This window comes from Streptomyces sp. NBC_00454, from assembly GCF_041434015.1.
Lineage (GTDB): Bacteria > Actinomycetota > Actinomycetes > Streptomycetales > Streptomycetaceae > Streptomyces.
The window spans coordinates 2,898,780-2,923,261 of record NZ_CP107907.1 but is presented as its reverse complement, the minus strand read 5'-3'; the positions used below and the strand labels follow the sequence as shown (position 1 = coordinate 2,923,261).

Genomic DNA, 24,482 nt, shown 5'->3' with positions numbered 1-24,482 from the left:
TTCGCCCGGCGTTACGGCCAGCGGCCCGAGGTCAGGTGGGCCAGGGTTGGTTCCGGGGTGGCGGAAGGGGCTGCCGGGGTGGGGCGGCGGTCTTCCAGGGGGACGATGGGGGACGCGGGCTGGCTCAGGAAGACGCGCCGCACCACACGCTCCGCCGCGTGGCCGTCGTCGTGCGTGCAGAACCGGGTCCGGAACGAAGCGCGCAGCTGCGCGGAGCGCGAGCCCTGCCAGTGGCCGGTCGCGAAGATGTCCACCAGCTCGTCCTCGGTGCGGGCGATCGCGCCCGGCGGGAAGGCCCGCAGGTCGAAGTAGGTGCCGCGCGAGGCCTCGTACGCCTCCCAGTCGTCGGCGTGGATCACGATCGGGCGGTCCAGCGAGGCGTAGTCGAACATCAGGGACGAGTAGTCCGTCACCAACGCGTCCGAGGCCAGGCAGAGTTCCTCCACCGAGGGGTGGGCCGAGACGTCCAGCAGCCGCGGGTGCGGCTCCGGGGCCGCCGAGCCCGCGTACGTCAGGTGGGTGCGGGTCAGGATCGTGTAGCGCGGGCCCAGGTCGCGCAGGATCCGCTCGAAGTCCAGGTGGTCGGGGCAGCTGCGGCGGTAGTCGCGGTGCGTGGGCGCGTACAGGATGGCCGTCGAGCCCGGCGGGATGCCGAGGCGTTCGCGCAGTTCGAGGACGTCGGCCTGGGTCGCCCGGTGGAAGACGTCGTTGCGCGGGTAGCCGTATTCGAGCGTGGTGTACGAGGACGGGACCGCCTTCTCCCAGACGAGGGTGGAGTGGCGGTTCGCGGAGAGCAGGTAGTCCCACTGGTCCGCGCCCCGCAGCAGACCGGCGAAGTCCGTGGTGGGGGTGGCCGCGGGACGGTCCTGGAGGTCGAGGCCGACCCGCTTGAGCGGGGTGCCGTGCTGGGTCTGGAGGAGGACCTGGCCGGGGCGCTTGACCAGCGTGCGGTCGAAGTTGACGTTCGTGACCAGGTACGTGGCGCGGGCCAGCGCCGTCCAGTACGCCCTCGACCCCGGCCGCAGGGGGACGGTTTCGCGGGGCAGGGTCGAGGCGTGCGCCGGGTCGCAGATCCAGGCCGTCCGCATGCGCGGGGCGAGTTCGCGCAGTTTGGCCTCGATGGCCGCCGGGTTGCAGGCGTAACCGCCGTGCCAGTACGCGGAGAAGACCGCCAGTTCCGGGCGCAGGGGCAGCAGGCGCTGCGTGCGGTAGTGCAGGCGCAGGGCGGATTCGCGCAGGCCCCGGCCCAGCGTGAGGCCTGCGCCGCCCGCCGCGAGCGAGGCGGCGCGCAGCGAGGACAGCAGGCGGTACGTGCGCCGCGCGCCCGCCCGCATCAGGAGGTGGCGGACCCGGTCGGTGCGGTTCATGGACAGCGGGCGCGGGCCGGGCGCCCGGTAGCGGCGCAGCAGGGCACTCGCCCGGGCGAAGAACTCGGCGCGGGCCGCGCGCGGGAGCCGGCGCGGGTCCGCGTACAGGGCACAGAAGTGCTCGGCCATCCGCCGGTGCACGGCGGGCCGCCAGCGCTCCAGCTCGGGGCGGGTGGCGAGGTAGCCGAAGACGCGGTCGTACTGGTCGAAGATGTCGAGGTGGCGGCGGGTGGAGGTGGTGAGGATCGAGCCCGTGCGGCGCTGGCGGTAGTGCACGCAGACCCGGTCCAGGACGGCCACGGACTCCGCCGCGAGGAGCGCGGGGTAGGTCCAGGGGGTGTCCTCGTAGAAGCCGGGCGGGAAGGAGAGGCCCTCGCGCTCCGCGTACTCGCGGCGGTAGGTCTTGTTCCAGACCACCATCAGCATGCCGAGGAGGGCGGGGCGGTCGGCGAGGCGGAAGCTGGCCGGGCCCTCTTCGGAGAGGCGGTGGGAGAGGCTGTTGCGGACCAGTTCGCCGGTCCAGAAGGTGCGCGCGTAGTCGTAGACCAGGACGTCCGGGGAGCCGGTGGCCTTGAGCCGGTCGGTGATGGCCTGCAGGGCGCCGGGGGCGAGGGTGTCGTCGCCGTCGAGGAAGACCAGGTAGTCGCCGGTGGCCCGGGCCAGGCCCGCGTTGCGGGCCGGCCCGAGGCCGAGGTTGTGCGCCAGGTGCACGGCGGTGACCCGGGGGTCCCGGGCCGCGTAGTCGTCGATGATCGAACCGCAGGCGTCCGGGGAGGCGTCGTCGACCGCGATCAGTTCGAGATCCGGGTACGACTGGGTCAGGACCGAGTCCAGACTCTCCTGGAGGTACGCCTGGACCTTGTACGCGGGCACGATGACGCTGAACCGGGGCACGGCACATCCAGGGGTCGGCGCGGGCATATTGCCCAGGAACCCCCGGCGTGGCGATCGGGTTACGCAGGGTGTGGCATTCGGGTTACGCAGCGTCAACCGGGCACGTCAGCATCATGATCCAGGGGGCGTACGGGGCTGTTTGACCGGGCTGTCCGACCGGGCTGGTCGGCCGGACTATTTGACCGCTCCCGCCATCACCCCCGAGACGAACTGCCGCTGGAAGGCGAAGAAGACGAGGAGCGGCACCACCATCGACAGGAACGCGCCGGGCGCGAGGACGTCGATGTTGTTGCCGAACTGCCGTACCTGCTGCTGGAGGGCGACCGTGACCGGCGGGTGCTTGGAGTCCGCGAAGACCAGCGCGACCAGCATGTCGTTCCACACCCACAGGAACTGGAAGATGCCCAGCGAGGCGATCGCCGGACCGCCCAGCGGCAGCACCACCCGTGCGAACAGCCGCAGTTCGCCCGCCCCGTCGAGCCGGGCCGCCTCCAGCAGCTCGCGCGGGATCTCCGCGAAGAAGTTGCGCAGCAGGAACACTGCGAACGGCAGCCCGAAGGCGGTGTGGAACAGCACCACCCCGGCCGTGGTCTCGAACAGCCCGATGGAGCCGAAGAGTTCGGAGACCGGGATCAGCGCCACCTGGACGGGTACGACGAGCAGCCCGACCACGATCAGGAACAGCCAGTCCCGGCCGGGGAACTCCAGCCAGGCGAAGGCGTATCCGGCGAGCGCGCCCAGCGTCAGGACCAGCAGGGTCGCCGGGACGGCGATGTACGCGGTGCTGAGCAGGGAGCCGGTGATGGTCTCGTTGGCCAGCAGCCGCTCGTAGTTCCCGGCCGTCAGCCGCGAGGGCGCGGTCAGCGCCTGCCACCAGCCGCCGCGATTCAGTTCGGTGGGGGAGAGGAAGGAGGAGATCAGCAGACCGAGGGTGGGCAGCAGCCAGAACAGGGCCGTCAGGACCAGGAAGACGCGCAGCGCGCCGCCGGCCGCGCGCGAGCCGAGGGCGCGCAGGGGGTGCGGGGGGCGCCGCGGGGCGGTTCGGGGCGTGCTCATCGGCGGGCCTCCCGGCGGATCCGGCGGATGTTGTAGGCCATGACGGGAAGCACCAGAACCAGCAGCAGGACCGCGATCGCGGAACCGAGCCCCGGATCCGCGTCGGTGCCGAAGGAGGTCCGGTACAGCTGGAGCGCGAGGACGTTGGCATCGTCCTGCACCGCTCCCGGCGCGATCACGAAGACCAGGTCGAAGACCTTCATGACGTTGATGACCAGGGTGACGAGGACCACCGCCAGGACGGGCCCCAGCAGCGGCACGGTGATCCGCCGGAACACCTGCCACTCGCTCGCCCCGTCCACCCGCGCCGCCTCCAGCAGCTCGCGCGGCAGGGCGGCCAGCCCCGCCCCGATCAGCACCATCGCGAACCCGGCCCACATCCACACGTAGGCCCCGATGACCGCCGGAGTCACCAGCGTCGGGCCGAGCCACTCCACGCCCCCGTACGCCTCCCGGAAGTTCGAGGCGGGCAGCCGCAGCAGCGCTCCGTCGGCCCGCGCGGACAGGGTGAAGGTGCCGTCGGCCCGGGCCGTCGCCGTATCGACCACCCGGCCGTCCTTGACCGCCTCGATCCGCAGCCCGGCGAGCGCGGACTCTGTGGGGTCGACCGTGTTCACCGTTCCGCCGCCGCCCCGGGTGAAGTCCTGCCAGGCGGTACCGGTGACCTTCCCGGGCTCGGTGGCGGGCGCCTTCGCCGGGCCCGCGCCCTTGGGCAGGGCCTCCGGGGCGATCCCGACCAGCGGGAGCAGCGCGGGCACGCCCGCCCGTACCGGATCGCGGGTCACGTACGCGCCGCCGTCCGCCGGGAGCAGCGGGGAGTCCCGGCCGGGGCGGGCCTTGGGGAAGGCGGAGGACTCGGCGAAGGTGTCGTGGACGCCGACCCAGACGGCGTTGGCGACGCCCCGGTCGGGGTCGTGGTCGTAGACGAGCCGGAAGATGATGCCCGCCGCGAGCATGGAGATGGCCATCGGCATGAAGACGACCAGCTTGAACGCGGTTCCCCAGCGCACCCGTTCGGTCAGCACCGCGAAGACCAGACCGAGCGCGGTGGCGGTGACCGGGGCCAGCACCACCCACACCGCCGTGTTCTTCAGGGCGGTGCGGATGGTGGAGTCGTGGAGGATCTCCCGGTAGTTGCCGCCGCCCACGAAGGTGTCCCCGGGGCGGTCGAAGAAGCTGCGGTAGACCGAGTAGCCGATGGGGTGCACGACGAGCGCGCCGAGCAGGACCAGGGCGGGCAGGAGGAATGCCACCGCCGTCAGGCGGCGGCGCCGGGCCTCCCCCGCCCGGGTGGGGGAGGCCTTGGACGGGGTCGCGGACGCGGAGGCCACGGGGATCAGTTCCCGTAGGCCTTGGCCGCGTCAGCCTCCAGCCTCGCCTGGGTGCCCGCCACGTCCGACGGGTTCGCCAGGAAGTCCTGGAGCGCCTTCCACTCGCCCGCGCCCGGGGTCCCGCCGAAGGCCGCCGGGGCCTGGTCCGACATGTCGAAGCGGAAGTCGTCGCCCGCCGCGATCAGGGCCTGGGCGATGCCGCGCTGGATGTCGTTCGGGTACGCGCTCAGCTCGAGGGACTTGTTGGGGGACAGGAAGCCGCCCTCGCCCGCCTGGATCCGCGCCGAATCCGCCGAGGCCAGGAAGGTCAGCAGCGCCTGCGCGCCCTTCGAGGGCTTCAGCGCGACCGCCACGTCGCCGCCGGAGACCACCGGGGCCTTGGCGCCGACACCGGGGAAGGGGAAGACCAGGGCGTCCTTGCCCACCTTGGCCTCCGTCTGGGCGATGTTGACCGCCACGAAGTCGCCCTCGTAGACCATCGCGGCCGCCGGCCGGTCGCCGCCGGTGAAGGTCTGCGTCACCGACTTCGGGAACTCCGTCGCCAGCGCCCCGCTCTGGCCGCCCGCCAGGAAGTCCTTGCGGCCGAACAGCTCGCCGAGCGAGGTCAGCGCCTGCTTGACGCTGTCGTCCGTCCACTTGATCTGGTGCTTGGCGAGCTGGTCGTACTTCTCCGGGCCCGCCTGGGAGAGGTAGACGTTCTCGAACCAGTCCGTCAGGGTCCAGCCGTCGGCGCCGGCCACCGAGACCGCCGGGGTACCGGACGCGGACAGGGTGTCGGCCGCCGTCAGGAGCTCCTTCCAGGTCTTCGGGGGCTGGACGCCCGCCGCCTCGAAGGCCTTCGCGTTGTACCAGATCAGCGACTTGTTGGCGGCCTTGTAGTACACCCCGTACTGGGTTCCGTCGACCGCTCCCAGCGTCTTCCAGCCGTTCGAGTAGTTCTTGTCCAGCTGGGCCTGCGCCTCGGCGCCGACCGGCTGGACCCACTTGTTCTTGACCGCCGAGACCAGCGCGCCGACCTGCGGGAGCAGCGCCACGTCCGGCGGGGAGCCGCCCGCGATCTTCGTGCCGAGGAAGGTGACGATCGGGTCCTGCGCGGGCACGAAGGTGACGGTGGCGCCGGTCCGCTTCTCGAACTCCTTGAGCACCTTGGCGAAGTTGGCCTGTTCGGGGCCCGTCCAGACCGCCGCGACCTCCAGCTTCTCGCCGTCCAGCCGGGGTAACGCGACCGCGGGCCCGGCGGGCGTCGCGCTGCCGCCCTTCGGCCCGGGATCCTTGCCGCCGTCGTCGCTGCCGCACGCGGTGAGCGCGAGCGCGCCCGTGGCGATCAGCGCCGCCCAGGCGCGGGCTCTCGTACGGGTCCTCGCGCCGGTCCCGGTCTTCGTGCGGTTCGCTCCGTGCAGTCTGCGCATGGCTCTGCCCCCGATGCCTGTGTGGCCGTGGTGTGTCCCGTGCCACAAGGTCTACGCCGCCCCGCGCACCCCCGCAATACCGCCTAGGCCCCGGCGGGCGGCCCTCAGGGGGCGGGCGGGAAGAGCACCGGTATCGCCGAGACCAGGTGCGAGGCCCGGTCCAGGGCGCTGGCCAGCAGCGCGAGGTCGGTCGGGCCGTTGCCCAGCTCGCGGACCGGACGGCGGGTCGGCGGATCGCCCATCCGCTCCCACTCCACCGGCACCACCGTCGGCCGTTGAGTCGCCGTCCGGGGGATCCGGCCGGTGACCCGGCCGCCCTGGAAGGGGACGGCGCGGCCGTCCGCGTACCGGAGCAGACCGCGCCCGGGCCCCGGCTGGTCGGGGGCGTCGAGCTCGACCCGCAAGGTGGCCAGCCGGGCCAGCTCGGTGTCGGCGGTCCGGTCCGGGCGGGCGCTGGTGGCCACCAGGTGCACCCCGAGCCGGGCACCCTCGCGGGCCACCGCCTCCAGCGCGCGGACCACCGAACCGGCGGCGGGCCGGCCCGTACTGCCCAGGCCCGGCGCGACCAGCGCGTCGAAGTCGTCCACCAGCACGACCAGGCGCGGCAGCGGGCTCGGCCCCGCGGGGTCGGTGCGGGTGGCGGAGGAGCGCAGCCGCAGGGTGCCGGAGCGCTGGGGTTCCAGATCGCCGCGCAGTTCGCCCGGGGTGGGCTGACGGGGCGAGACCATCCGGTCGGAGACCTCGCGCAGCGCGTGCCACTCGGCGAACGGCACCCCGTTCAGGAGCTCCGCCCGCCGCTTGAGCTCGGCGCCCAGCGCCTGCGCGAATTCCCGCATGCGCAGCGGGTCGGAGGCGACGAGGTGGGCCGAGACGTGCGGCAGCTCGGTACAGGGCGCCAGCCCGTCTCCGCGCTCCCCGCCGGCCCCGTCGAGCAGCACCAGGCCGAGCCGGTCGGGCCGGGAGGCGGCCGACAGGGAGGCGGCGACCGAACGCAGCAGCTCGGTGCGGCCGCTTCCGGCGGGCCCCTCGATCAGTACGTGCGGGCCGTCGGTGACGAGTTCGGCGCCCACGGGCCCGCGCCGGCCGGAGCCGAGCACGATCTCGGCGAGGCCGCCGACGCTCTGGCCCTGGTCGGTGGCGGCGGCCCAACGGGCCATCAGGGAGGCCGGGGTGGCCCTCGCCAGCCCCAGCTCGTCGAGCAGCCGGGAGGTCTGGGGGAGGGTGGCGGCGGTCGGCCGGTAGCCCTCCGTGGCGGGCGAGTCGGCCTTCAGTGGGGCCAGGGCGCGGGCGAACCGCTCCGCCCAGGCCACCGAGACGGCGTCGGCCGTGGCCGTCTCGCCGGGCGGGACCGGCTTGCCGTGGGAGACCGCGAAGGTCCGTACCGCCGTGGCCACGTCCCCGCTGAGCAGGGCGACGGCGCCGCAGTCCCGAAAGGCGGGGGTGGCGGCGCAGGCGCTCTCGTAGGTCTCGGCGACGAGCGAGGCCGGGGTCGTGGCCGGGGACTCGGCGAGCGCCAGCACGTGGATCCCGGCGGCCGGCCCGTGCGAGGCGAGGCGGCCGGTGACGTCCCGCAGGGCGCCCGCTCCGGGATCCCCGTCCACGACGAGGAGGGTGTAGGGGCCCCGGTAGCCGTACGAGGCCTCGCGCACGGCCTCCGCGGAGGCGCCGGCCCAGTGGACGCCGAGGGGACCGTCGTCGAGGCGGCGGGTCAGCTCACCGGCGCGGGCGGCCGCCTGATCGCGGTCGTACGCGAGCAGCAGCCGGCAGTCCTGCCCGTGCGCGGGCCGTACGTGGGGCAGCCAGCCGAGCCAGCCCCAGTCGCGGCGGCGTTCGGCGAGCGGGCGGGCGCGGTCGGCGCAGAGCAGCACGATCTCCAGCCGCTGGCCGGGCGCGTGCAGGGCGGCGAGCTGGGCGATCACGGACCGGGCCACGCCGGTCAGGCGGGCCCGGGGCCCGGCGATGCCGAGCGCGCCGCTCTCCAGCAGCGCGACCTTGCTGCCGACGCCGAGCGTGACGTCGAGCCCGGCGGGCCCGGACCACAGCCGCGGGGCCGGACCGAGGGCGGCGAGCAGCAGCGCGGCGGGGTCGTCGACCCCGGGCCGCGCGCCGGAGAACGCGGCCGCGGCGGCCGTGGCCACCGCCTCGCCGCCGGCCGCTTCGGCGGCCTCCTCCCCGCGCACCCACTTGCGGGCCCAGGCCCCGATCCCGCGCCGGGCGGCCCGGCGGGGCGCGGAGGCTACGCCCGGACCGGCCCCGGAGCCGTGGCCTTGGGCGCCTTGGGCGCCTTGGGCGCCTTGGGGGTCCTGCGGGTCCGCGGTCGCGCCCGAGGGGGCGGCCCAACCGGCTTCGCCGTACTGCTCCACACCGGCGACACCGGCGACACCGGGCGATCCCGCGCCGGAGGTACCGTCCCACCCGTGCTGCGCCGGGACGGAGCCGCCTTCCCGGCGCGCTTCGGAGCCGGTGCCGCCGTCCCAGCCGGATGCGCCGGCGTGGCCCCGGCCGGAGGTACCGGAGTCGTGGCCCGTCGCGGGCGTGCCCCAGTCCGTGCCGGAGGTGTCGGAGCCCTCCCACCCGGCTGCGCCGTGCTGCTCCAGGCCCGGGGCGCCGGAACCGGACCGGGAGCCGCCGTCCGGGGCGCCGGGGCCGTGGCCCGTTCCGGAGGTGTCCCAGCTCGCGCCGGAGGCGCCGGAACCGGCCCGGCCCGCGCCGGGCATGCCGGGGTCGGGGGCGGAGCCCCCGTTCCGGGAAGGGGCGGGGTGGGGGAACTGTCCCTGCGGTCCCCCGCCGCCCGGCAGGGTGAGGGACAGGTGACCCTCCAGGTCGGGGGTCAGGGCCAGCGCCGCCGGCGTCGGGCCCGTCGTCAGGCGGAGGGTGGATTCGCCGACCTGCAGCAGCGCCCCCGGCGCCAGCGCCACCGGCTCCGCCCCGACCGCGGCCCCGTCGAGCGCGGTGCCGTTGGTCGAGCCGAGGTCGGCCACGGCCACCCGCCCGTCCGGGAGCACCGTGACGGTGCAGTGCAGTCGCGAGACGTCGGGATCGTCCAGCGGGACGTCCGCGTCGGCCGAGCGCCCGATCCGGATCGCCCCCGGGTGCAGCAGGTGCACGCCGCCCGCGTCGGGACCGGCCACCACGTGCAGCTGGGGGCCGTCCGCGGTCTCGGTGTCGGCCAGGACATCGGGGCCGGGCAGGTGCAGGGAGAGGACCGCCCCGTCCACGAGCGGCGGCTCGCCGAGCACGCAGCGCGCGGGATCGAGCCGCTCCGTACCGGCGTAGAGCACGACCGTGCCCCCGGTGTCGGGCCCGCCGACGGTGGCCGCAAGTCCGGAGGCCACCGCGGACAGGGCGGTGCCGACGGGCGCGGTGACGAGCACGTCACAGCTGGCCGGTCCGGCGCCGCCGGTGGAAGCGGAGGAGGTGTGGGCGGTCGTGGCCTGGTGGTGGCCGCTGCGCGACCCCGACCCAAGGACGGTCAGCCGGATCTGCATCGCTGTCAGCGGTCCCTTCTGCGCGGTGCGCGGTGTTAGCGCCCGGCAGGGATCCACGGGGCACGGCATCGGTTGGATGCCATGCGTGCCCGACCGCCCCCACCCGGCACGGACGCGTCGTCCGGTCAGGTCTGCCCGGAGCGGCGGGGCTCCCGTCCCGGCCGTTCCGTACGGGTGCATCCTCGCACCTGTCGTACACAACACGCCCGTCACCCACCGACAAGTGATCTTGATCGGTCGCGGACCGGCACCGGACCTGCGGCCGGGCCGATCGCATATGGACATCAAGGCGCGGAAAATCGCCCCCGGCATACGCCGCAAACATCACCCTTCGTGCATATGTGCGGCAACCAACCCTCCATGCCCCGCGTCTTCCCACAGGACACCCCCTAGAGTGGGCCGGAAAACCCAGCGCCGGATCGACCGAATCCGACGACGGAACCCGACGGGATCACGACGAGCTCACGACGAGATCGGCGGCGAGATCGACGGCGGGATCGACGACGAACAAGGAGCGCGCGACGTGCGGCCAGTCGGCAGCAAGTACCTCCTCGTGGAGCCGCTCGGACGCGGCGCCACGGGCACCGTCTGGCGCGCCAGCCAGCGGGAGGCGGCCGGCGCCGAAGCGGCCGTCACCGGCCACGCCGGCGAGACCGTGGCCATCAAGGTCCTCAAGGAGGAGCTGGCCCAGGACGCCGACATCGTCATGCGCTTCCTGCGCGAGCGCTCCGTCCTGCTGCGCCTGACCCACCCCAACATCGTCCGCACCCGCGACCTCGTCGTCGAAGGCGATCTCCTCGCGCTCGTCATGGACCTCATCGAGGGTCCCGACCTGCACAAGTACCTCCGCGAGAACGGCCCCTTCACCCCGGTCGCCGCGAGCCTGCTGACCGCCCAGATCGCGGACGCGCTCGCCGCCAGCCACGCCGACGGCGTGGTCCACCGCGACCTGAAGCCCGCCAACGTCCTGCTCGACGAGCGCGACGGCCAGATGAAGCCGATGCTCACCGACTTCGGCATCGCGCGCCTGGCCGACTCCCCGGGTCTGACCCGCACCCACGAGTTCGTCGGGACCCCGGCCTACGTGGCCCCCGAGTCCGCCGAGGGCCGCCCGCAGACCTCCGCCGTCGACATCTACGGCGCCGGCATCCTGCTCTACGAGCTCCTCACCGGCCGTCCGCCCTTCGCCGGCGGCACCGCCCTGGAGGTCCTGCACCGCCACCTCAGCGAGGACCCGCAGCGCCCGGCGAACGTCCCCGAGCCGCTGTGGACGGTCATCGAACGCTGCCTGCGCAAGGAGCCCTACGAGCGCCCGAGCGCGGAGAGCCTGGCGCGCGGCCTGCGCGTCGTGGCCTCCGGCATCGGTGTGCACTCCACGGCCGCCGAGGTCGAGGCCGCGCTCGGCGTCGGCGCGCTGCTCGCTCCGGACACCTCGCCCGCGCCGGTCCCCGCGACCCCCGGCTCCCACGGGCCCGCGGACGCGACCCAGGTGCTGCCCGGCGGCGCCGGGGCCTCCGGGGCTTCCGCCGGGGTCTCCCCGATGGGGGCGTACGACCCCAACGGCATGACCAGCGTGCTGCCGCCGGTCGGCGCGGCCGACGCCACGTCCGTGCTGCCCAGCACGGGCGGTCAGGGCGGTCAGGGCGGCGCGGATCCGACCTCGGTGATGCCGCCCGTGCAGCGGCCGGACCAGCCGCACCCGTGGCAGTCGCAGATGCAGGCGGCCCGCGACCGCAACGAGCAGACGCAGATGCAGTACCTCGACCCGAGCGAGGACCCGCTGCGCCGCCGGCCGCAGCGCCAGGCGCCCCCGCCGCCGCAGCAGCAGCCGCCCCAGTACCGCCAGCCGCAGCAGCCCCCGCAGCAGCAGCCGTACCGGCAGGGACAGCCGCAGCAGCAGTACCCGCAGCAGCAGTACGCGCCGCAGCCCCCGCCGCAGCACTACCAGCCGCAGCAGCAGCACCCCCAGCAGTACCAGCAGCCGCAGGGGCAGCCCCAGTACCGCCAGCCCCAGCAGCAGCCCCCGCAGGGCCCGCCGCAGCGGCAGCGGCCGGCCGAGCGGGAGCCGGCCGAGCCGCGCCGCCGCAGCGCGAACCCGGTGAAGATCCCGGGTCTGGGCTGCCTCAAGGGCTGCCTGGTGCTCATCCTGGTGTTCTTCGTCGCGGGCTGGCTGGTCTGGGAGCTGACCCCGCTCCAGGAGTGGGTCGGCACCGGCAAGGGCTGGTGGGACCAGGTGTGGACCTGGGGTTCGGACGTAGTGGACTGGGTCAGCACCATCGGCGACGCCACAGGAGGCGGTTCCACCCCCTGATCCGGAACCGGAACCGGTCGCGGCCCCCGCTCGGGAGCCGCAATCGGAACCAAAACCGGCCCGATGAATGGCGCGAAATGGCCCCTGAAACCGGCCCTGTAGCGCCGACTTCGTGGATTTGTCGACTTCTGGGAGGTGATTTCGCCCGCAGAAGTGAAGGTCGTCGCGATCCGTGGACTCCAACCCCCACCCGGCCGCGTAGCTTTGGTGCGTACGCCAGCCGCTGAGGGAGCAGTCGTGGCACGGAAGATCGGCAGCCGGTACACCGCGCACCAGATCCTTGGGCGCGGCAGCGCGGGCACGGTATGGCTGGGTGAGGGGCCGGACGGCCCCGTCGCCGTCAAACTGCTGCGCGAGGACCTCGCCTCCGACCAGGAACTGGTCGGACGGTTCGTCCAGGAGCGCAGCGCACTGCTCGGGCTGGAGCACCCGCACGTCGTCGGCGTCCGCGACCTGGTCGTGGACGGCAACGACCTCGCCCTCGTCATGGACCTCGTCCGCGGTACGGACCTGCGCACGCGCCTCGACCGCGAGCGGCGGCTCGCCCCCGAGGCGGCCGTCGCGATCGTCGCGGACGTCGCGGACGCACTGGCGGCCGCGCACGCGGCCGGGGTGGTGCACCGGGACGTCAAACCGGAGAACGTCCTGCTCGACATGCAGGGCCCGCTCGGGCCGGGCGGCGCGCATCCGGCGCTGCTCACCGACTTCGGCGTGGCCAAGCTCATCGACTCGCCGAGGCGGGCCTCCGGCGGCCGGGTCCCGTCCCCGACCACCCGGATCATCGGGACCCCGGACTATCTGGCCCCCGAGATAGTGGAGGGCCTGCCCCCGCGCGCGGCGGTGGACATCTACGCCCTCGCCACCGTCCTGTACGAGCTGCTGGCGGGTTTCACCCCGTTCGGCGGCGGGCATCCCGGGGCGGTCCTGCGCCGCCACGTGACCGAGACCGTCGTCCCGCTGCCCGGGATCCCCGACGAGCTGTGGCAGCTGATCGTCCAGTGCCTCGCGAAGGCCCCCGCATCGAGGCTGCGCGCCTCGGAGCTCTCCCTGCGGCTGCGGGACCTGCAGCCACTGCTGACGGGGATGCCGCCGCTGGACGTGGACGAGCCGGACGAGCCGGAGCAGTCGGACGCACCGGAACCGGAGGCCGTGGTGACGGACCCGGTCCGGCGCCGCGGCGTGGTCCCGCTGGTCCCCGGCTCCGGCTCCTCCACGGACTCCAACCGCGACACCCACACCTCGATGCGGGTGCCGGGTCCGGACGAGCTGGCGGGCGGCGCGCTGGGCACCGCCCGGGTTCCGCGCCCCGCGGGCGGCCACCGGCCGGGCTCCGCGCGGCACCGGGCGGAGACGGTCCGCAAGCGCCGGCTGGCGCTGTCGGCCGCCGCCGTTGCGCTGGCCGCGGCGGTGGGGGTCGGGAGCTGGCTGGCCGTCTCCTCCGACTCGGCGCCGCCGCCGCAGGACAGCAAGCAGTCGGGCTCGACGGCCCCGTAGGCACCCTGCGGGGCCGTCTCCTACCCATCCCCCAGACTCCGTCCGGGGGACCCCCAGTTCCACCGTTCCCTGGGCTCCGCCCAGACCCGCGCCTCAAACGCCGGCGGGGCTGGATTTACGCCCCCGCCAGCTCCGGGTGCCAGCGCCGTGCCACGGCCGGGTGGGCGCGGACCCATCCCTTGAGCTCGTTGCGGCCGTACTCCGCGTGCAGCGGGTTCGACGCGTCGTGCGCGAGCCCGGGGGCGGAGCTCAGGTAGTCGCCCGGGACCGTCTCGACCACGGCGTCCAGGCGCGGGTTGTAGAAGAACGGAACCGAATACCGCTCCACGGCGCCCGCCGGGCTCACCACCCGGTGGTCCGTGGCCGTCAGGTACCCCTCCGTCGCTATCTCCAGCAGCTCGCCCAGGTTGACCACGAAGGCTCCCGGCAGCGGGGGAACGTCCAGGAAGGCCCCGTCCCGGACCACCTGGAGGCCGCCGACCGAGTCCTGGAGCAGGAGGGTGAGGAAGCCGTAGTCCTTGTGGGCCCCGACCCCCTGGTCGGTGCCGGTCGGCGAGGATCCCGGGTAGCGGATCAGCTTCGTGTGCAGGTGGGGGCGGTCGGCGAAGGCCGCGTCGAAGAAGTCGGCGGGGGCGCCGATCGAGGCCAGCAGCTCCTGGAGCAGGCGGTGGGCGACGGCCGCCAGCCGGGACTGCCACTCCAGCACCACGTCCCGTAGCTGCGGAAGGGCCTCGGGCCACTGGTTGGGGCCCTCCAGCCACAGATAGGCCGGGTCGTCCGGGCCCACCACGGGCGCGGGCCGCTCCGCGCCGACGTCCAGCTGGTCCCGCCAGTCGGAGGCACCGCCCGTCAGCTCGTGGCCGATGCGGGTGTAGCCGCGGAAGTGCGGGGAGTTCAGATTGCTCACGGCCAGCCGGTCGGCCTCCGGGAGCGCGAAGAAGGCCCTGGTCAGCTCCAGCATGCGGGTGGTTTCGGCGGCGGTGACGCCGTGCCCGGTCAGGTGCAGGAAACCGCTGTCCCGGGCGGCCGCGTGCAGTTCCTTGCGGAAGGAGTCGCGCAGGGCCGGATCATCGGCCCGGGAGAGGTCCAGGACCGGGAGTGAGTCGGAAGAGTGGGCGGACGGCATGACGGCTCCGTTTCGGATGTCACGGGGTCCTGTCCCCCGGGGATGTCGGGGGTCGTGGCCGATGGGGGGCGGACGGCAGGGGTTGGCGCCGGGGCCGCGGGGCCACTTACAGGACCAAGTCGGATCGGGGTGGATCAGGCTTGGTGCGGGGCCGGCGGCAGACAGCTCGTCGTCGTGACGCGCATGTGGTCCACATGGCGGCGCTTGACGAGGAGGAGGACAGTCATACGGTGAGCGTACGCCCGTGCGAACGTCCGCCAATACGGGTGATTCGGCCTGGCCGGAGAGGCGCCTCCCCGGACCGGCTACGCTGGACCCGTGGCAGTCGTCGATGTTTCCGAAGAGCTGAAGTCCCTCTCCTCGACCATGGGGTCGATCGAGGCCGTCCTGGACCTCGACAAGCTGAGGGCAGAAATCGCCGTGCTCGAGGAGCAGGCCGCCGCGCCGTCCCTGTGGGACGACCCGGACGCCGCCCAGAAGATCACGAGCAAGCTTTCGCACCTCCAGGCCGAGGTCCGCAAGACCGAGAACCTGCGCGGGCGCATCGACGACCTCGCGGTGCTCTTCGAGCTCGCCGTGGAGATGGAAGACGCGGACACCCTCGCCGAGGCGGAGACCGAGCTGGTCTCCGTGCGCAAGGCGCTGGACGAGATGGAAGTCCGCACCCTGCTCTCCGGCGAGTACGCCGAGCGCGAGGCGCTGGTCAACATCCGGGCCGAGGCCGGCGGCGTGGACGCCTCCGACTTCGCCGAGCGCCTGCAGCGCATGTACCTGCGCTGGGCCGAGCGCCACGGCTACCCGACCGAGATCTACGAGACCTCGTACGCGGAAGAGGCCGGCATCAAGTCGACCACCTTCGTGGTCAAGGCCCCGTACGCGTACGGCACCCTCTCCGTGGAGCAGGGCACCCACCGCCTCGTCCGGATTTCGCCCTTCGACAACCAGGGGCGCCGCCAGACCTCCTTCGCGGGCGTCGAGGTGCTGCCGGTCGTCGAGACCAGCGACCACGTCGAGATCGACGAGGCCGAGCTGCGCGTGGACGTCTACCGCGCCTCGGGCCCGGGTGGGCAGGGCGTCAACACGACCGACTCGGCGGTGCGCATCACGCACCTCCCGACCGGCATCGTGGTCTCCTGCCAGAACGAGCGCTCGCAGATCCAGAACAAGGCCAGCGCGATGAACGTCCTCCAGGCCAAGCTGCTCGAGCGGCGCCGCCAGGAGGAGAAGGACAAGATGGACGCCCTCAAGGACGGCGGAAGCTCCTGGGGCAACCAGATGCGGTCCTACGTCCTGCACCCGTACCAGATGGTCAAGGACCTCCGGACGGAGTTCGAGGTCGGCAACCCGCAGGCGGTGCTCGACGGCGAGATCGACGGCTTCCTCGAGGCCGGAATCCGCTGGCGCAAGCAGCAGGAGCAGACCGCGTAAGCGCGTACACGTAACGGAAAGGGCCCGGACACCTCTCAGGTGTCCGGGCCCTTCCGCTGTGTGTCTTGAGAGCTGTGCGTCTGATCGGGCTGTGCTTCTGATCGGTACGTGGCGGCTGAGGAGCTACGCCGTCTGCTGGGCCACCAGTGCGAGCGCGGCCACCAGGATCACGAGCAGCGCGATGAGCGCCATCGGGTTCAGGCCGCCGGAAAAGGGGCCTTCCTGCTGGAGGCGCTGGCGGTTCGCCCGGCACACCGGGCAGCGGCCCTGGTTCACGGGCGCGGCGCAGTTCGCGCACACGAGCCGGTCGTATGTCATGCGCTCCTCCTTTCGTCCCCTCGGGTACAACGGCAGCGGGAACGACTCCGTTCCCCTACCACTGTGCCAGCTCCGGAGACATTAGGCGCGGCCCGTCCGGGCAATCGCGGTCGCGCACGCCCGGGACCAGGGGATATATCGGGCAACTCCGGACGCCGGGTCCCCTCCTCGCGCCCGTTCGCGTATGGTCACGCACACCTACTCCCGGCGACCGTGGTGCACCCGTGATCCGATTCGACAACGTCTCCAAGTCCTACCCGAAGCAGAGCCGTCCCGCACTCAGAGATGTCTCCCTGGACATCGCGAAGGGCGAGTTCGTCTTCCTGGTCGGCTCCTCCGGCTCCGGCAAGTCCACCTTCATGCGGCTCATCCTGCGCGAGGAGCGGGCGAGCCAAGGCCAGGTGCACGTCCTGGGCAAGGACCTCGCCAGGCTCTCCAACTGGAAGGTTCCGCACATGCGGCGCCAGCTGGGGACCGTGTTCCAGGACTTCCGGCTCCTGCCCAACAAGTCGGTGGCCGACAACGTGGCCTTCGCCCAGGAGGTCATCGGCAGACCGCGCGGCGAGATCAAGAAGGCCGTCCCGCAGGTCCTCGAACTCGTCGGCCTCGGCGGCAAGGAGGACCGGATGCCCGGCGAGCTCTCCGGTGGTGAGCAGCAGCGCGTGGCCATCGCCCGCGCCTTCGTCAACCGCCCGGCCCTGCTGATCGCGGACGAGCCCACCGGCAACCTGGACCCCCAGACCTCCGTCGGGATCATGAAGCTGCTGGACCGGATCAACCGGACCGGCACCACCGTGATCATGGCGACCCACGACCAGCAGATCGTCGACCAGATGCGCAAGCGCGTCATCGAACTCGAGCAGGGCCGTCTCGTCCGCGACCAGTCGCGCGGCGTCTACGGCTACCAGCACTGAAAGGCTCCTGAGACGCGATGCGCGCCCAGTTCGTCATGTCGGAGATCGGGGTCGGTCTCCGCCGCAATCTGACCATGACCTTCGCGGTCATCATTTCCGTATCCCTCTCGCTGGCCCTGTTCGGCGGCTCACTGCTCATGCGCGACCAGGTGAGCAAGATGAAGGGCTACTGGTACGACAAGGCCAACGTCACGGTCTACCTCTGCAACAAGAACGACGCGGAGGGCGCCGGCGGGGTCTGCTCGAAGGGGGCGGTCACCCCCGAGCAGAAGCAGGCCATCCAGGCCGAGCTCGAGAAGATGGAGCTGGTGGAGAAGGTCACCCCCGAGTCCGCCGACGAGGCCTTCAAGCACTACCAGGAGCAGTACGGGCACACCGCCCTGGCCGCTTCCATCACTCCGGACCAGATGCAGGAATCCCTCCGGGTCAAGCTCAAGGACCCGGAGAAGTACAAGGTCATCACGACCTCCTTCTCCGGCCGCGACGGGGTCCAGTCGGTCGAGGACCAGCGCAACGTGCTGGACAGCCTCTTCAAGCTGCTCGGCGCCCTCAACTGGGCCGCCCTCGGCATCATGCTGATCATGCTGGTCGTGGCGCTGCTGCTGATCGTCAACACGGTGCGCGTCTCGGCCTTCAGTCGTCGGCGCGAGACCGGGATCATGCGGCTGGTGGGCGCCTCCAGCTTCTACATCCAGGTGCCGTTCATCATGGAGGCCGCCTTCGCCGGCCTCATCGGCGCCTTCTTCGCCTGCGGGATGCTCGGCGCCGGCCAGTACTTCGTGATCGACCACGGGTTCGGGCTGCGCGCGAGGATGGAGCTCATCAACTTCATCGGCTGGGACTCGGTCCTGACCAAGCTGCCGCTGGTGCTCGTCATCGGCGTGCTGATGCCCTCCCTGGCCGCGTTCATCGCGTTGCGCAAGTACCTGAAGGTGTGACGAGCGCCCCGCGAGCGGTCCGGTCAACCACCGGTACCGTCGCGGGGCTTGTCCTAGACTCGGCGCCATGCTGGGCTTGCCGAGTATTCCCGCCTTCTGTCTCCGGCCCCGCGACCTGCGTCGCGGGGCCGCTTTGACGTTGGCCTTCTGCGCGGCCGTCGGCGCCGGTGCGTGCACGGGCAGCTGGGACCGGGAGGGCGACCGCAGGGACGCCCCCTCCGCCCTGGTGGCCCGTACGGGTCCTGCCGCGCCCTTACGGCCAGGGGGGTCCGCGGAAGCCGCGGCACCCCGCTCCGCCGCCACGGCCGACCGTGAAGCGGTGGCCGGCGCGGCCGCCGAGGCGGCCGCCGAGGGCAAGTCCGCCAAGAAGGCCGCCCAGGAGGTGGTCAGCCGCAGCGGGGACCGCTGGGGCACGGTGTACGACCAGAGCGAGTACGAGGCCTTCTCCGACGACCTCGACGGCCACTGGACCGGGGTCGGCCTGTGGGCCGGGCGCCTGCGCGACGGCCGCATCGAGATCGACCGGGTCCAGCCCGGCGGCCCCGCGGCCCGGGCCGGCCTGCGCGCCGGGGACCGGCTGCTGAGCATCGACGGGCAGGGCGTGACGGGCCTGCGCGTGGCCGAGGTGGTGGCCCTGCTGCGCGGCGCCGTCGGCACCCCGGTGGTCCTGAACCTGACCCGCGACGGCGTGGACCTCACCGAGACGGTGCGGCGCGAGGAGCTGCGCTCCGAGCCGGTGACCGTACGGCAGATCCCCGGCGGGATCACCGTCATCAAGGTGGCCTCCTTCACCCGGGGTTCGGGCGACAGCGTCCGGGCCGCCGTCCGCGCCGCCCCGCCCGGCGGCGGGGTCATGCTCGACCTGCGCGGCAACACGGGCGGTCTGGTCACCGAGGCGGTGACGGCCGCCTCGGCCTTCCTGGACGGCGGGCTCGTGGCCACGTACGACGTGCGCGGCGCCCAGCACGCCCTCTACGCGACCCCCGGCGGGGACACGACCCGGCCGCTGGTGGCGCTGATCGACGGCGGCACGATGAGCGCGGCCGAGCTGGTGACCGGCGCCCTCCAGGACCGCGGCCGCGCGGTGGCCGTGGGCACCCGCACCTTCGGCAAGGGCTCGGTGCAGATGCCCACGCAGCTCCCGGACGGTTCGGTGGCGGAGCTGACGGTGGGGACGTACCGCACTCCGGCGGGCCGCAGCCTCGACGGCGGCGGCATCGCCCCGGACCTGGCGGTGGCGGACGGGGTCGAGGATCGGGCCCGCACGGTATTGAGTGGCATCGGTGTGGGTCCGTAGTGCGAAAATGACCGCACTATGGCAAAGGAAACAGGGCGCAAGCTGATCGCCCAGAACAAGAAGGCGCGGCACGACTACACGATCATCGACACCTACGAGTGCGGTCTCGTGCTCACCGGTACCGAGGTCAAGTCCCTGCGCCAGGGCCGTGCCTCGCTGGTCGACGGCTTCGTGTCGGTGGAGAGCGGCGAGGCCTGGCTCTACAACGTGCATGTGCCGGAGTACAGCCAGGGCACCTGGACGAACCACAGCGCGCGGCGCAAGCGCAAGCTGCTCCTGCACCGCGAGGAGATCGACAAGCTGGACTCGAAGACCGGGGAGACGGGCAACACGATCGTGCCGCTCGCCCTGTACTTCAAGGACGGCCGGGCGAAGATCGAGATCGCGCTGGCGAAGGGCAAGAAGGAGTACGACAAGCGGCAGTCGCTGCGCGAGAAGCAGGACACGCGCGAGACGAACCGGGTGATCTCGGCCGTGAAGCGCAAGGAGCGCGGCCAGCTTTAATGTCCTGGCACACCGTGGTCCACTTCGCGTACGATGGCGTCAGCATCACGCGCTTGCGGGTGGTGCCGGTCGAGCGGGACGCATGGAGAGCGCCGGCTGGATCTCATAACTGAACAGCGTGAAACATGGGGATGATCGGTTTCGACAGCGGATGTCGATGTAGGGGAAGCGAGCCGAGAAAGCGGCAATGATCTCGTTAACCATATGTCGCAAACAATAATCGCCAACTCCAAGAGCGATAACTCCCGCTTCACCCTCGCTGCCTAATAACAGTGAGCTGAAGCCTCTGTGAGGAGCGTCAGCCCGGAAGTGGTCCCGGTCCGGATCCTGGCGTCAACTAGGGATCTAAACCTCTAACTCCGGTCACGGGGGATAGAGGGAAATCAAACAGTGACTGAGCCCGTCGGAGACTTGTCCGTGTGATCTCCGGGGCCGAGAAAAGCGCAGCGGAATGCGCTCGGAGAAGCCCTACTTCTGCACCGTTGGACGCGGGTTCGATTCCCGCCATCTCCACAACCCCATGTTGGGCAAAGGCCCCGCGGCCATCAGGCTGCGGGGCCTTTGTCATGCGGTGTCGCGGTCGCGGGCGACCGCTTCCCTCAGGCGCTTCGCGCTCTCCGGGGACCGGAGCAGGTCGTGCCGACGAGGAGGGCCAGCAGCGCCGCCCCCGCGGGGAGGGCGTACGGGGCCGTCGTGCCCCAGTGGTCGATGGCGGCTCCGGCCGTCGCGGAGCCGGTCGCGATGCCCGCGAAGATCGCGGTGACGGCCAGGGTCATGCCCTCGTTGAGGCGGCCCGGCGGGGTCACCCGGTGGATCCGGGACATCGCGGTGACCATGACCGGGGCCGTGGCCATGCCGGCCAGCAGCAGGGCCACCGCCAGGGGGAGCACCGAGCCGGTGGCCGCCGCGGCCCAGGGGAGCGCCATGGCTCCGGCCAGGGCGGCCAGGCAGGTGGTCAGTCCGCGCGGGCGGAGGGTCCCGTAGAGCAGGCCGGCCGCGCAGGAGCCCGCCGCCTGGAGGGCGAGGACCGGTCCCGAGAGCGCGCCGAGGCCGTGGGCCCCGAGGTGGGCGACGGAGGTGATCTCCAGCGAGCCGAACATCGTGCCGAGGACCAGGAAGAGGGGCAGGAGGGGCAGGAGCGGGAACAGGCCGCGCAGGCGGCCGCCGGACCGGGACGGCGGGGGCTCGGTGCCGCGGTGGGCGGTGAAGACCAGCATGCCGGTGAGGAGCAGCGCGGCGCCCGTGAGCGTGCCCGCCTCCGGGAAGACGGCGGTGCACAGGAACGCGGCGGCCACCGGGCCGAGCATGTACGCCAGCTCGTCGGCGGCCTGTTCGAAGGACATCGCCGTGTGGTGCGCGGCTCGGTCGCCCCCCAGCAGGTGGGTCCAGCGGGCGCGGGACATGCCGCCGATGTTGGGGGTGGTCGCGGTGGCGGCGTAGGAGGCGAACAGGGTCCAGGCGGGTGCCTGGGTACGGACGCACACGACCAGGCCGAGGGAGCCGAGGACCGCGATCAGGGTGGCGGGGACGGCGATGCGCGCCTGCCCGTGCCGGTCCACCAGCCGGGCCGTCCAGGGCGCCACGACCGCGGTGGCGGCCAGGCCGGCCGCGACCACGGCTCCGGCGAGGGCGTACGAGCCGCGCTGGCCCGCGATCATCATGACGGCGCTGATGCCGAACATGCCCGTGGGGAGGCGGGCGATGAGGTTCCCGCTGGTGAATCCGCGGGTGCCCGGGAGGGCGAACAGCCGCCGGTACGGGCCGGGGGCGCGGGCCGGGCGGGCCCGGGCGGCCGGGGCTGCGGCGAGGACCAGGGTGGCCCCGGTGACGGTCATCAGCGGGCCGGGGGAGCCGGGGGAAGCGGCCGTGGGCGCGGTCGTGGTGGGCATGGCATCAGGCTCGGGGCGGGGGCCGCCCGCGGTCCAACACCTGTTCGGACGCCATTCACCGGTTCTCGTTGTCAATCGCCGGTACTAGTCTCCTGGGGTGACGCCCCGAGACCTCGACCCCCGGCTGCTGCGCGCCTTCCTCGCGGTGGCCGAGGAACTGCACTTCACCCGTGCCGCCGCCCGGCTGTACGTCGCCCAGCAGGCCCTGAGCCGGGACGTGCGCCGCCTCGAACAGGGCCTGGGATCGCCCCTGTTCGTCCGCACCACCCGCGCCGTCGAGCTGACCGCGGACGGGGAGCGGCTGCTGCCCCTGGCCCGCCGGGTGCTCGCCGCCCACGAGGAGCTGGCCGCCGCCTTCACCGGGGACCGCGGATCCCGCCCGCTGCTCGTCGACCTCAACACCGACGGCCCCGGCACCGCCCGCACCGTCCTGGACCGGGCCCGCGAACTCGCCCCCGACTGCGAGCTGATGGCCCGCTTCGAATCCGGGCTCACCCACGCCGCCGCCGAGATCGCCGCCGGCCGCCTCGACGTCTCCTTCGGGTACGCCGACGGCCTCGCCCCGGCGCTGCGGGCCCGCCTCGCGCAGGTGCCCGTACGGTACGAGCCGCTCGCGGTGCTGCTGCCCGACGGGCACGCGCTGGCCGCGCTGGAACACGTACCGCTCCGGGCGCTGGCGGGGGAGACCGTGTACGCCGGGGCCGGCAATCCGCGGACCCTGGAGTGGACCGGGCTGGCCCGCGAGCTGTTCGCCGGGCGGGGGATCGAGGCGGCGCCGCCCGCGCCGGTGGCGGTCGGCAAGGACGAGTTCCGCCGGGTCATGGCCAAGACCGGCAACCCGGTCCTGGCGACCGTGGGCTTCGTCGATCTGCCCGGCTGCGTGAAGCGGCCGCTGACCGGCCCGGTGCCGCTGTCGCCGCTGTCGATGGTGTGGCGCGAGGGCTTCACCCACCCCGGGCTGGACGCGCTGCGCGCCGCCGCGGCGGAGCTGGCCGCCGGGCACGGCTGGCTGGAGGTGCCCGCGGACAGCTGGCTGCCCGCACCCGCGAGCGCGGCGGCGGCCACGCTCACACCGGGCCGCGGCGGCGGGTGAGAGCAAGGTTTCCCGGCGGTCATCCGGCGGGGACCAGGGCGGAAACGAGCCGTTTCTACGGTCGTCACCACGGACGAGATGCGACGCGACGCTACGAGGCGCGCCGCGATGCGACGTGATCGCAGCAGCTGTGGAGGCGTGTGATGACCAGTACGACCGCTACGACCGCACCGCGCAAGGGAAGCCGCTGGATCGAGCGGTGGGACCCCGAAGATGAGACCTTCTGGAGGGAGACGGGGGAGAAGACCGCCCGGCGCAACCTGGTCTACTCCGTGCTCTCCGAGCACATCGGGTTCTCGATCTGGTCCCTGTGGTCGGTGATGGTCCTCTTCATGGGCCCCAAGTACGGGATCGACCCCGCAGGGAAGTTCTTCCTCATCGCCACCGCCACCTGCGTCGGCGCCCTGGTCCGCGTCCCCTACACCTTCGCCGTGGCCCGCTTCGGCGGCCGGAACTGGACGGTCGTCAGCGCGCTGCTGCTGCTCGCGCCGACCGTGGCCGCGTGGCTGGTCATGGAGCCCGGGACCTCGTACGGCACCTTCCTGCTGGTGGCCGCGCTGACCGGGGTCGGCGGCGGCAACTTCGCCTCGTCGATGACGAACATCAACGCCTTCTTCCCGCTGCGCAAGAAGGGCTGGGCGCTCGGCCTCAACGCGGGCGGCGGCAACATCGGCGTCCCCGTGGTCCAGCTCGCCGCACTGCTGGTCATCGCCGTGGCCGGGGCCGGCCACCCGAGGCTGCTGCTCGGCGCCTACATCCCGCTCATCGTGATCGCGGCCGTGCTCGCCGCGCTGCGGATGGACAACCTGGCCCCCGTGCGCAACGACACGGGCGCCGTACTGGAGGCGGTCCGCGAACCCCACACCTGGATCATGGCGTTCCTCTACATCGGCACCTTCGGGTCCTTCATCGGCTACAGCTTCGCCTTCGGACTGGTCCTCCAGACGCAGTTCGGCCGCACCCCGCTCCAGGCGGCCTCGCTCACCTTCATCGGGCCGCTGCTCGGCTCGCTGATCCGGCCGGTCGGCGGGGCCCTCGCGGACCGGTTCGGCGGGGCGCGCATCACCCTCGGGACCTTCGTGGGGATGGCGGCGGCCACCGGAGTGGTGATCCTGGCCTCCGTACGGGAGTCCCTGCCGGTGTTCCTCGTCGGCTTCGTGGCGCTGTTCGTCCTCAGCGGGCTCGGCAACGGCTCCACCTACAAGATGATCCCCGGCATCTTCCAGGTGAAGGCACTGGTGCGCGGCATGAGCGGCGAGGACGCGGCCGCGTACGGGCGGCGGCTCTCCGGTGCCTCCATGGGACTCATCGGCGCGGTCGGAGCCCTCGGCGGGCTCGGCATCAACCTGGTCTTCCGGGCCGCGTTCCTCGGCTCCGGCTCGGGCACGGCGGCCTTCGTGACCTTCCTCGGCTTCTACGCGGTGTGCTGCGCCGTCACCTGGGCGGTATACCTTCGCCGGCCCGCCCGGGTCATGATCCCCGCGCCGGGCGCCGGGGCGGAGCCGCAGCTCACCTCGGTGTAACGGCCGCCACACCCTGGTTAACGGCACCGAAATACGCGTGAACCGAGCCTGATACGCCCCCGGGGCAGGCTCGGTTCACGCGAACTTCATGCGAGTGCGTGT

Annotated in this window: 17 protein-coding genes and 1 other RNA gene; 10 read left to right on the top strand and 8 right to left on the bottom strand. The window is 72.8% G+C overall.

Annotation, left to right across the window (positions count from 1 at the left end):
• Positions 1–11 precede the first annotated feature (11 nt).
• The 5 genes from OHU74_RS13545 to OHU74_RS13525 form a co-directional block, all read right to left on the bottom strand.
• A complete protein-coding gene (locus OHU74_RS13545) occupies positions 12–2,261 on the bottom strand; it encodes a CDP-glycerol glycerophosphotransferase family protein (protein ID WP_371616124.1) in 2,250 nt (749 codons plus the stop codon).
• Positions 2,262–2,435: 174 nt separating this feature from the next.
• Entirely contained in the window at positions 2,436–3,317 is an 882-nt protein-coding gene (locus tag OHU74_RS13540; RefSeq protein ID WP_371616123.1) for a carbohydrate ABC transporter permease, read from the bottom strand.
• Entirely contained in the window at positions 3,314–4,648 is a 1,335-nt protein-coding gene (locus OHU74_RS13535) for a carbohydrate ABC transporter permease (protein ID WP_371616122.1), read from the bottom strand. Before OHU74_RS13535 ends, OHU74_RS13540 begins: the two co-directional genes overlap by 4 nt.
• Before the next feature lie 5 nt (positions 4,649–4,653).
• Positions 4,654–6,057, bottom strand: coding sequence for an ABC transporter substrate-binding protein (locus OHU74_RS13530; RefSeq protein ID WP_371616121.1), 1,404 nt, complete (start codon positions 6,055–6,057; stop codon positions 4,654–4,656).
• A gap of 104 nt (positions 6,058–6,161) precedes the next feature.
• Entirely contained in the window at positions 6,162–9,545 is a 3,384-nt protein-coding gene (locus tag OHU74_RS13525) for an FHA domain-containing protein (protein ID WP_371616120.1), read from the bottom strand.
• 523 nt (positions 9,546–10,068) lie between these two features.
• Here OHU74_RS13525 and OHU74_RS13520 point away from each other — a divergent pair.
• Positions 10,069–11,856, top strand: a complete 1,788-nt coding sequence (locus OHU74_RS13520) for a serine/threonine-protein kinase (protein ID WP_371616119.1) — start codon at positions 10,069–10,071, stop codon at positions 11,854–11,856.
• Between the two features lie 237 nt (positions 11,857–12,093).
• Positions 12,094–13,350 (top strand): serine/threonine-protein kinase, encoded by a 1,257-nt coding sequence (locus OHU74_RS13515; RefSeq protein WP_371616118.1) that lies wholly within the window; start codon positions 12,094–12,096, stop codon positions 13,348–13,350.
• A 115-nt stretch (positions 13,351–13,465) separates the two neighbouring features.
• Here OHU74_RS13515 and OHU74_RS13510 read toward each other — a convergent pair whose 3' ends face one another.
• A complete protein-coding gene (locus tag OHU74_RS13510) occupies positions 13,466–14,476 on the bottom strand; it encodes an isopenicillin N synthase family dioxygenase (RefSeq protein ID WP_371616117.1) in 1,011 nt (336 codons plus the stop codon).
• A 318-nt stretch (positions 14,477–14,794) separates the two neighbouring features.
• Between OHU74_RS13510 and prfB the strand changes: the two genes are divergently transcribed.
• The gene (gene prfB / locus OHU74_RS13505) at positions 14,795–15,904 is read left to right on the top strand and encodes a peptide chain release factor 2 (protein ID WP_371616116.1); all 1,110 of its coding nucleotides are present in this window, start codon (positions 14,795–14,797) and stop codon (positions 15,902–15,904) included.
• A 123-nt stretch (positions 15,905–16,027) separates the two neighbouring features.
• Here the strand turns inward: prfB and OHU74_RS13500 are convergent, their stop codons facing one another.
• Complete coding sequence (locus OHU74_RS13500; protein ID WP_330296638.1) at positions 16,028–16,222, bottom strand: hypothetical protein; 195 nt, start codon at positions 16,220–16,222, stop codon at positions 16,028–16,030.
• 224 nt (positions 16,223–16,446) lie between these two features.
• Between OHU74_RS13500 and ftsE the strand changes: the two genes are divergently transcribed.
• The 5 genes from ftsE (at position 16,447) to ssrA (ending at position 20,391) form a co-directional block, all read left to right on the top strand.
• Positions 16,447–17,136 carry a cell division ATP-binding protein FtsE gene (gene ftsE, locus OHU74_RS13495; RefSeq protein WP_330296637.1) on the top strand — a complete coding sequence of 230 codons (690 nt, stop codon included), beginning with the start codon at positions 16,447–16,449 and terminating at the stop codon, positions 17,134–17,136.
• A gap of 17 nt (positions 17,137–17,153) precedes the next feature.
• Complete coding sequence (ftsX, locus tag OHU74_RS13490) at positions 17,154–18,074, top strand: permease-like cell division protein FtsX (protein WP_330296636.1); 921 nt, start codon at positions 17,154–17,156, stop codon at positions 18,072–18,074.
• A gap of 67 nt (positions 18,075–18,141) precedes the next feature.
• A complete protein-coding gene (locus OHU74_RS13485; protein WP_371616115.1) occupies positions 18,142–19,371 on the top strand; it encodes a S41 family peptidase in 1,230 nt (409 codons plus the stop codon).
• 18 nt (positions 19,372–19,389) lie between these two features.
• On the top strand, positions 19,390–19,875 hold the full coding sequence (gene smpB, locus OHU74_RS13480) for an SsrA-binding protein SmpB (protein ID WP_266908355.1): 486 nt from the start codon (positions 19,390–19,392) through the stop codon (positions 19,873–19,875).
• 127 nt (positions 19,876–20,002) lie between these two features.
• Positions 20,003–20,391, top strand: a transfer-messenger RNA (tmRNA) gene (ssrA, locus tag OHU74_RS13475).
• 83 nt (positions 20,392–20,474) lie between these two features.
• Here the strand turns inward: ssrA and OHU74_RS13470 are convergent.
• Positions 20,475–21,764 carry an MFS transporter gene (locus tag OHU74_RS13470; protein WP_371616114.1) on the bottom strand — a complete coding sequence of 430 codons (1,290 nt, stop codon included), beginning with the start codon at positions 21,762–21,764 and terminating at the stop codon, positions 20,475–20,477.
• A 97-nt stretch (positions 21,765–21,861) separates the two neighbouring features.
• Here OHU74_RS13470 and OHU74_RS13465 point away from each other — a divergent pair, with 97 nt between their 5' ends.
• The gene (locus tag OHU74_RS13465) at positions 21,862–22,857 is read left to right on the top strand and encodes a LysR family transcriptional regulator (protein WP_371616113.1); all 996 of its coding nucleotides are present in this window, start codon (positions 21,862–21,864) and stop codon (positions 22,855–22,857) included.
• A 143-nt stretch (positions 22,858–23,000) separates the two neighbouring features.
• A complete protein-coding gene (locus tag OHU74_RS13460) occupies positions 23,001–24,380 on the top strand; it encodes a nitrate/nitrite transporter (RefSeq protein ID WP_371616111.1) in 1,380 nt (459 codons plus the stop codon).
• Positions 24,381–24,482: the final 102 nt, after the last annotated feature.

Bases quoted from the DNA above. Each gene is read 5' to 3' on its own strand.
- OHU74_RS13540 (WP_371616123.1), bottom strand. From the start codon at position 3,317: ATGAGCACGCCCCGAACCGCCCCGCGGCGCCCCCCGCACCCCCTGCGC.
- OHU74_RS13530 (WP_371616121.1), bottom strand. From the start codon at position 6,057: ATGCGCAGACTGCACGGAGCGAACCGCACGAAGACCGGGACCGGCGCG.
- OHU74_RS13525 (WP_371616120.1), bottom strand. From the start codon at position 9,545: ATGCAGATCCGGCTGACCGTCCTTGGGTCGGGGTCGCGCAGCGGCCAC.
- OHU74_RS13510 (WP_371616117.1), bottom strand. From the start codon at position 14,476: ATGCCGTCCGCCCACTCTTCCGACTCACTCCCGGTCCTGGACCTCTCC.
- OHU74_RS13500 (WP_330296638.1), bottom strand. From the start codon at position 16,222: ATGACATACGACCGGCTCGTGTGCGCGAACTGCGCCGCGCCCGTGAAC.
- ftsX (WP_330296636.1), top strand. From the start codon at position 17,154: ATGCGCGCCCAGTTCGTCATGTCGGAGATCGGGGTCGGTCTCCGCCGC.
- OHU74_RS13485 (WP_371616115.1), top strand. From the start codon at position 18,142: ATGCTGGGCTTGCCGAGTATTCCCGCCTTCTGTCTCCGGCCCCGCGAC.
- smpB (WP_266908355.1), top strand. From the start codon at position 19,390: ATGGCAAAGGAAACAGGGCGCAAGCTGATCGCCCAGAACAAGAAGGCG.
- OHU74_RS13470 (WP_371616114.1), bottom strand. From the start codon at position 21,764: ATGCCCACCACGACCGCGCCCACGGCCGCTTCCCCCGGCTCCCCCGGC.
- OHU74_RS13460 (WP_371616111.1), top strand. From the start codon at position 23,001: ATGACCAGTACGACCGCTACGACCGCACCGCGCAAGGGAAGCCGCTGG.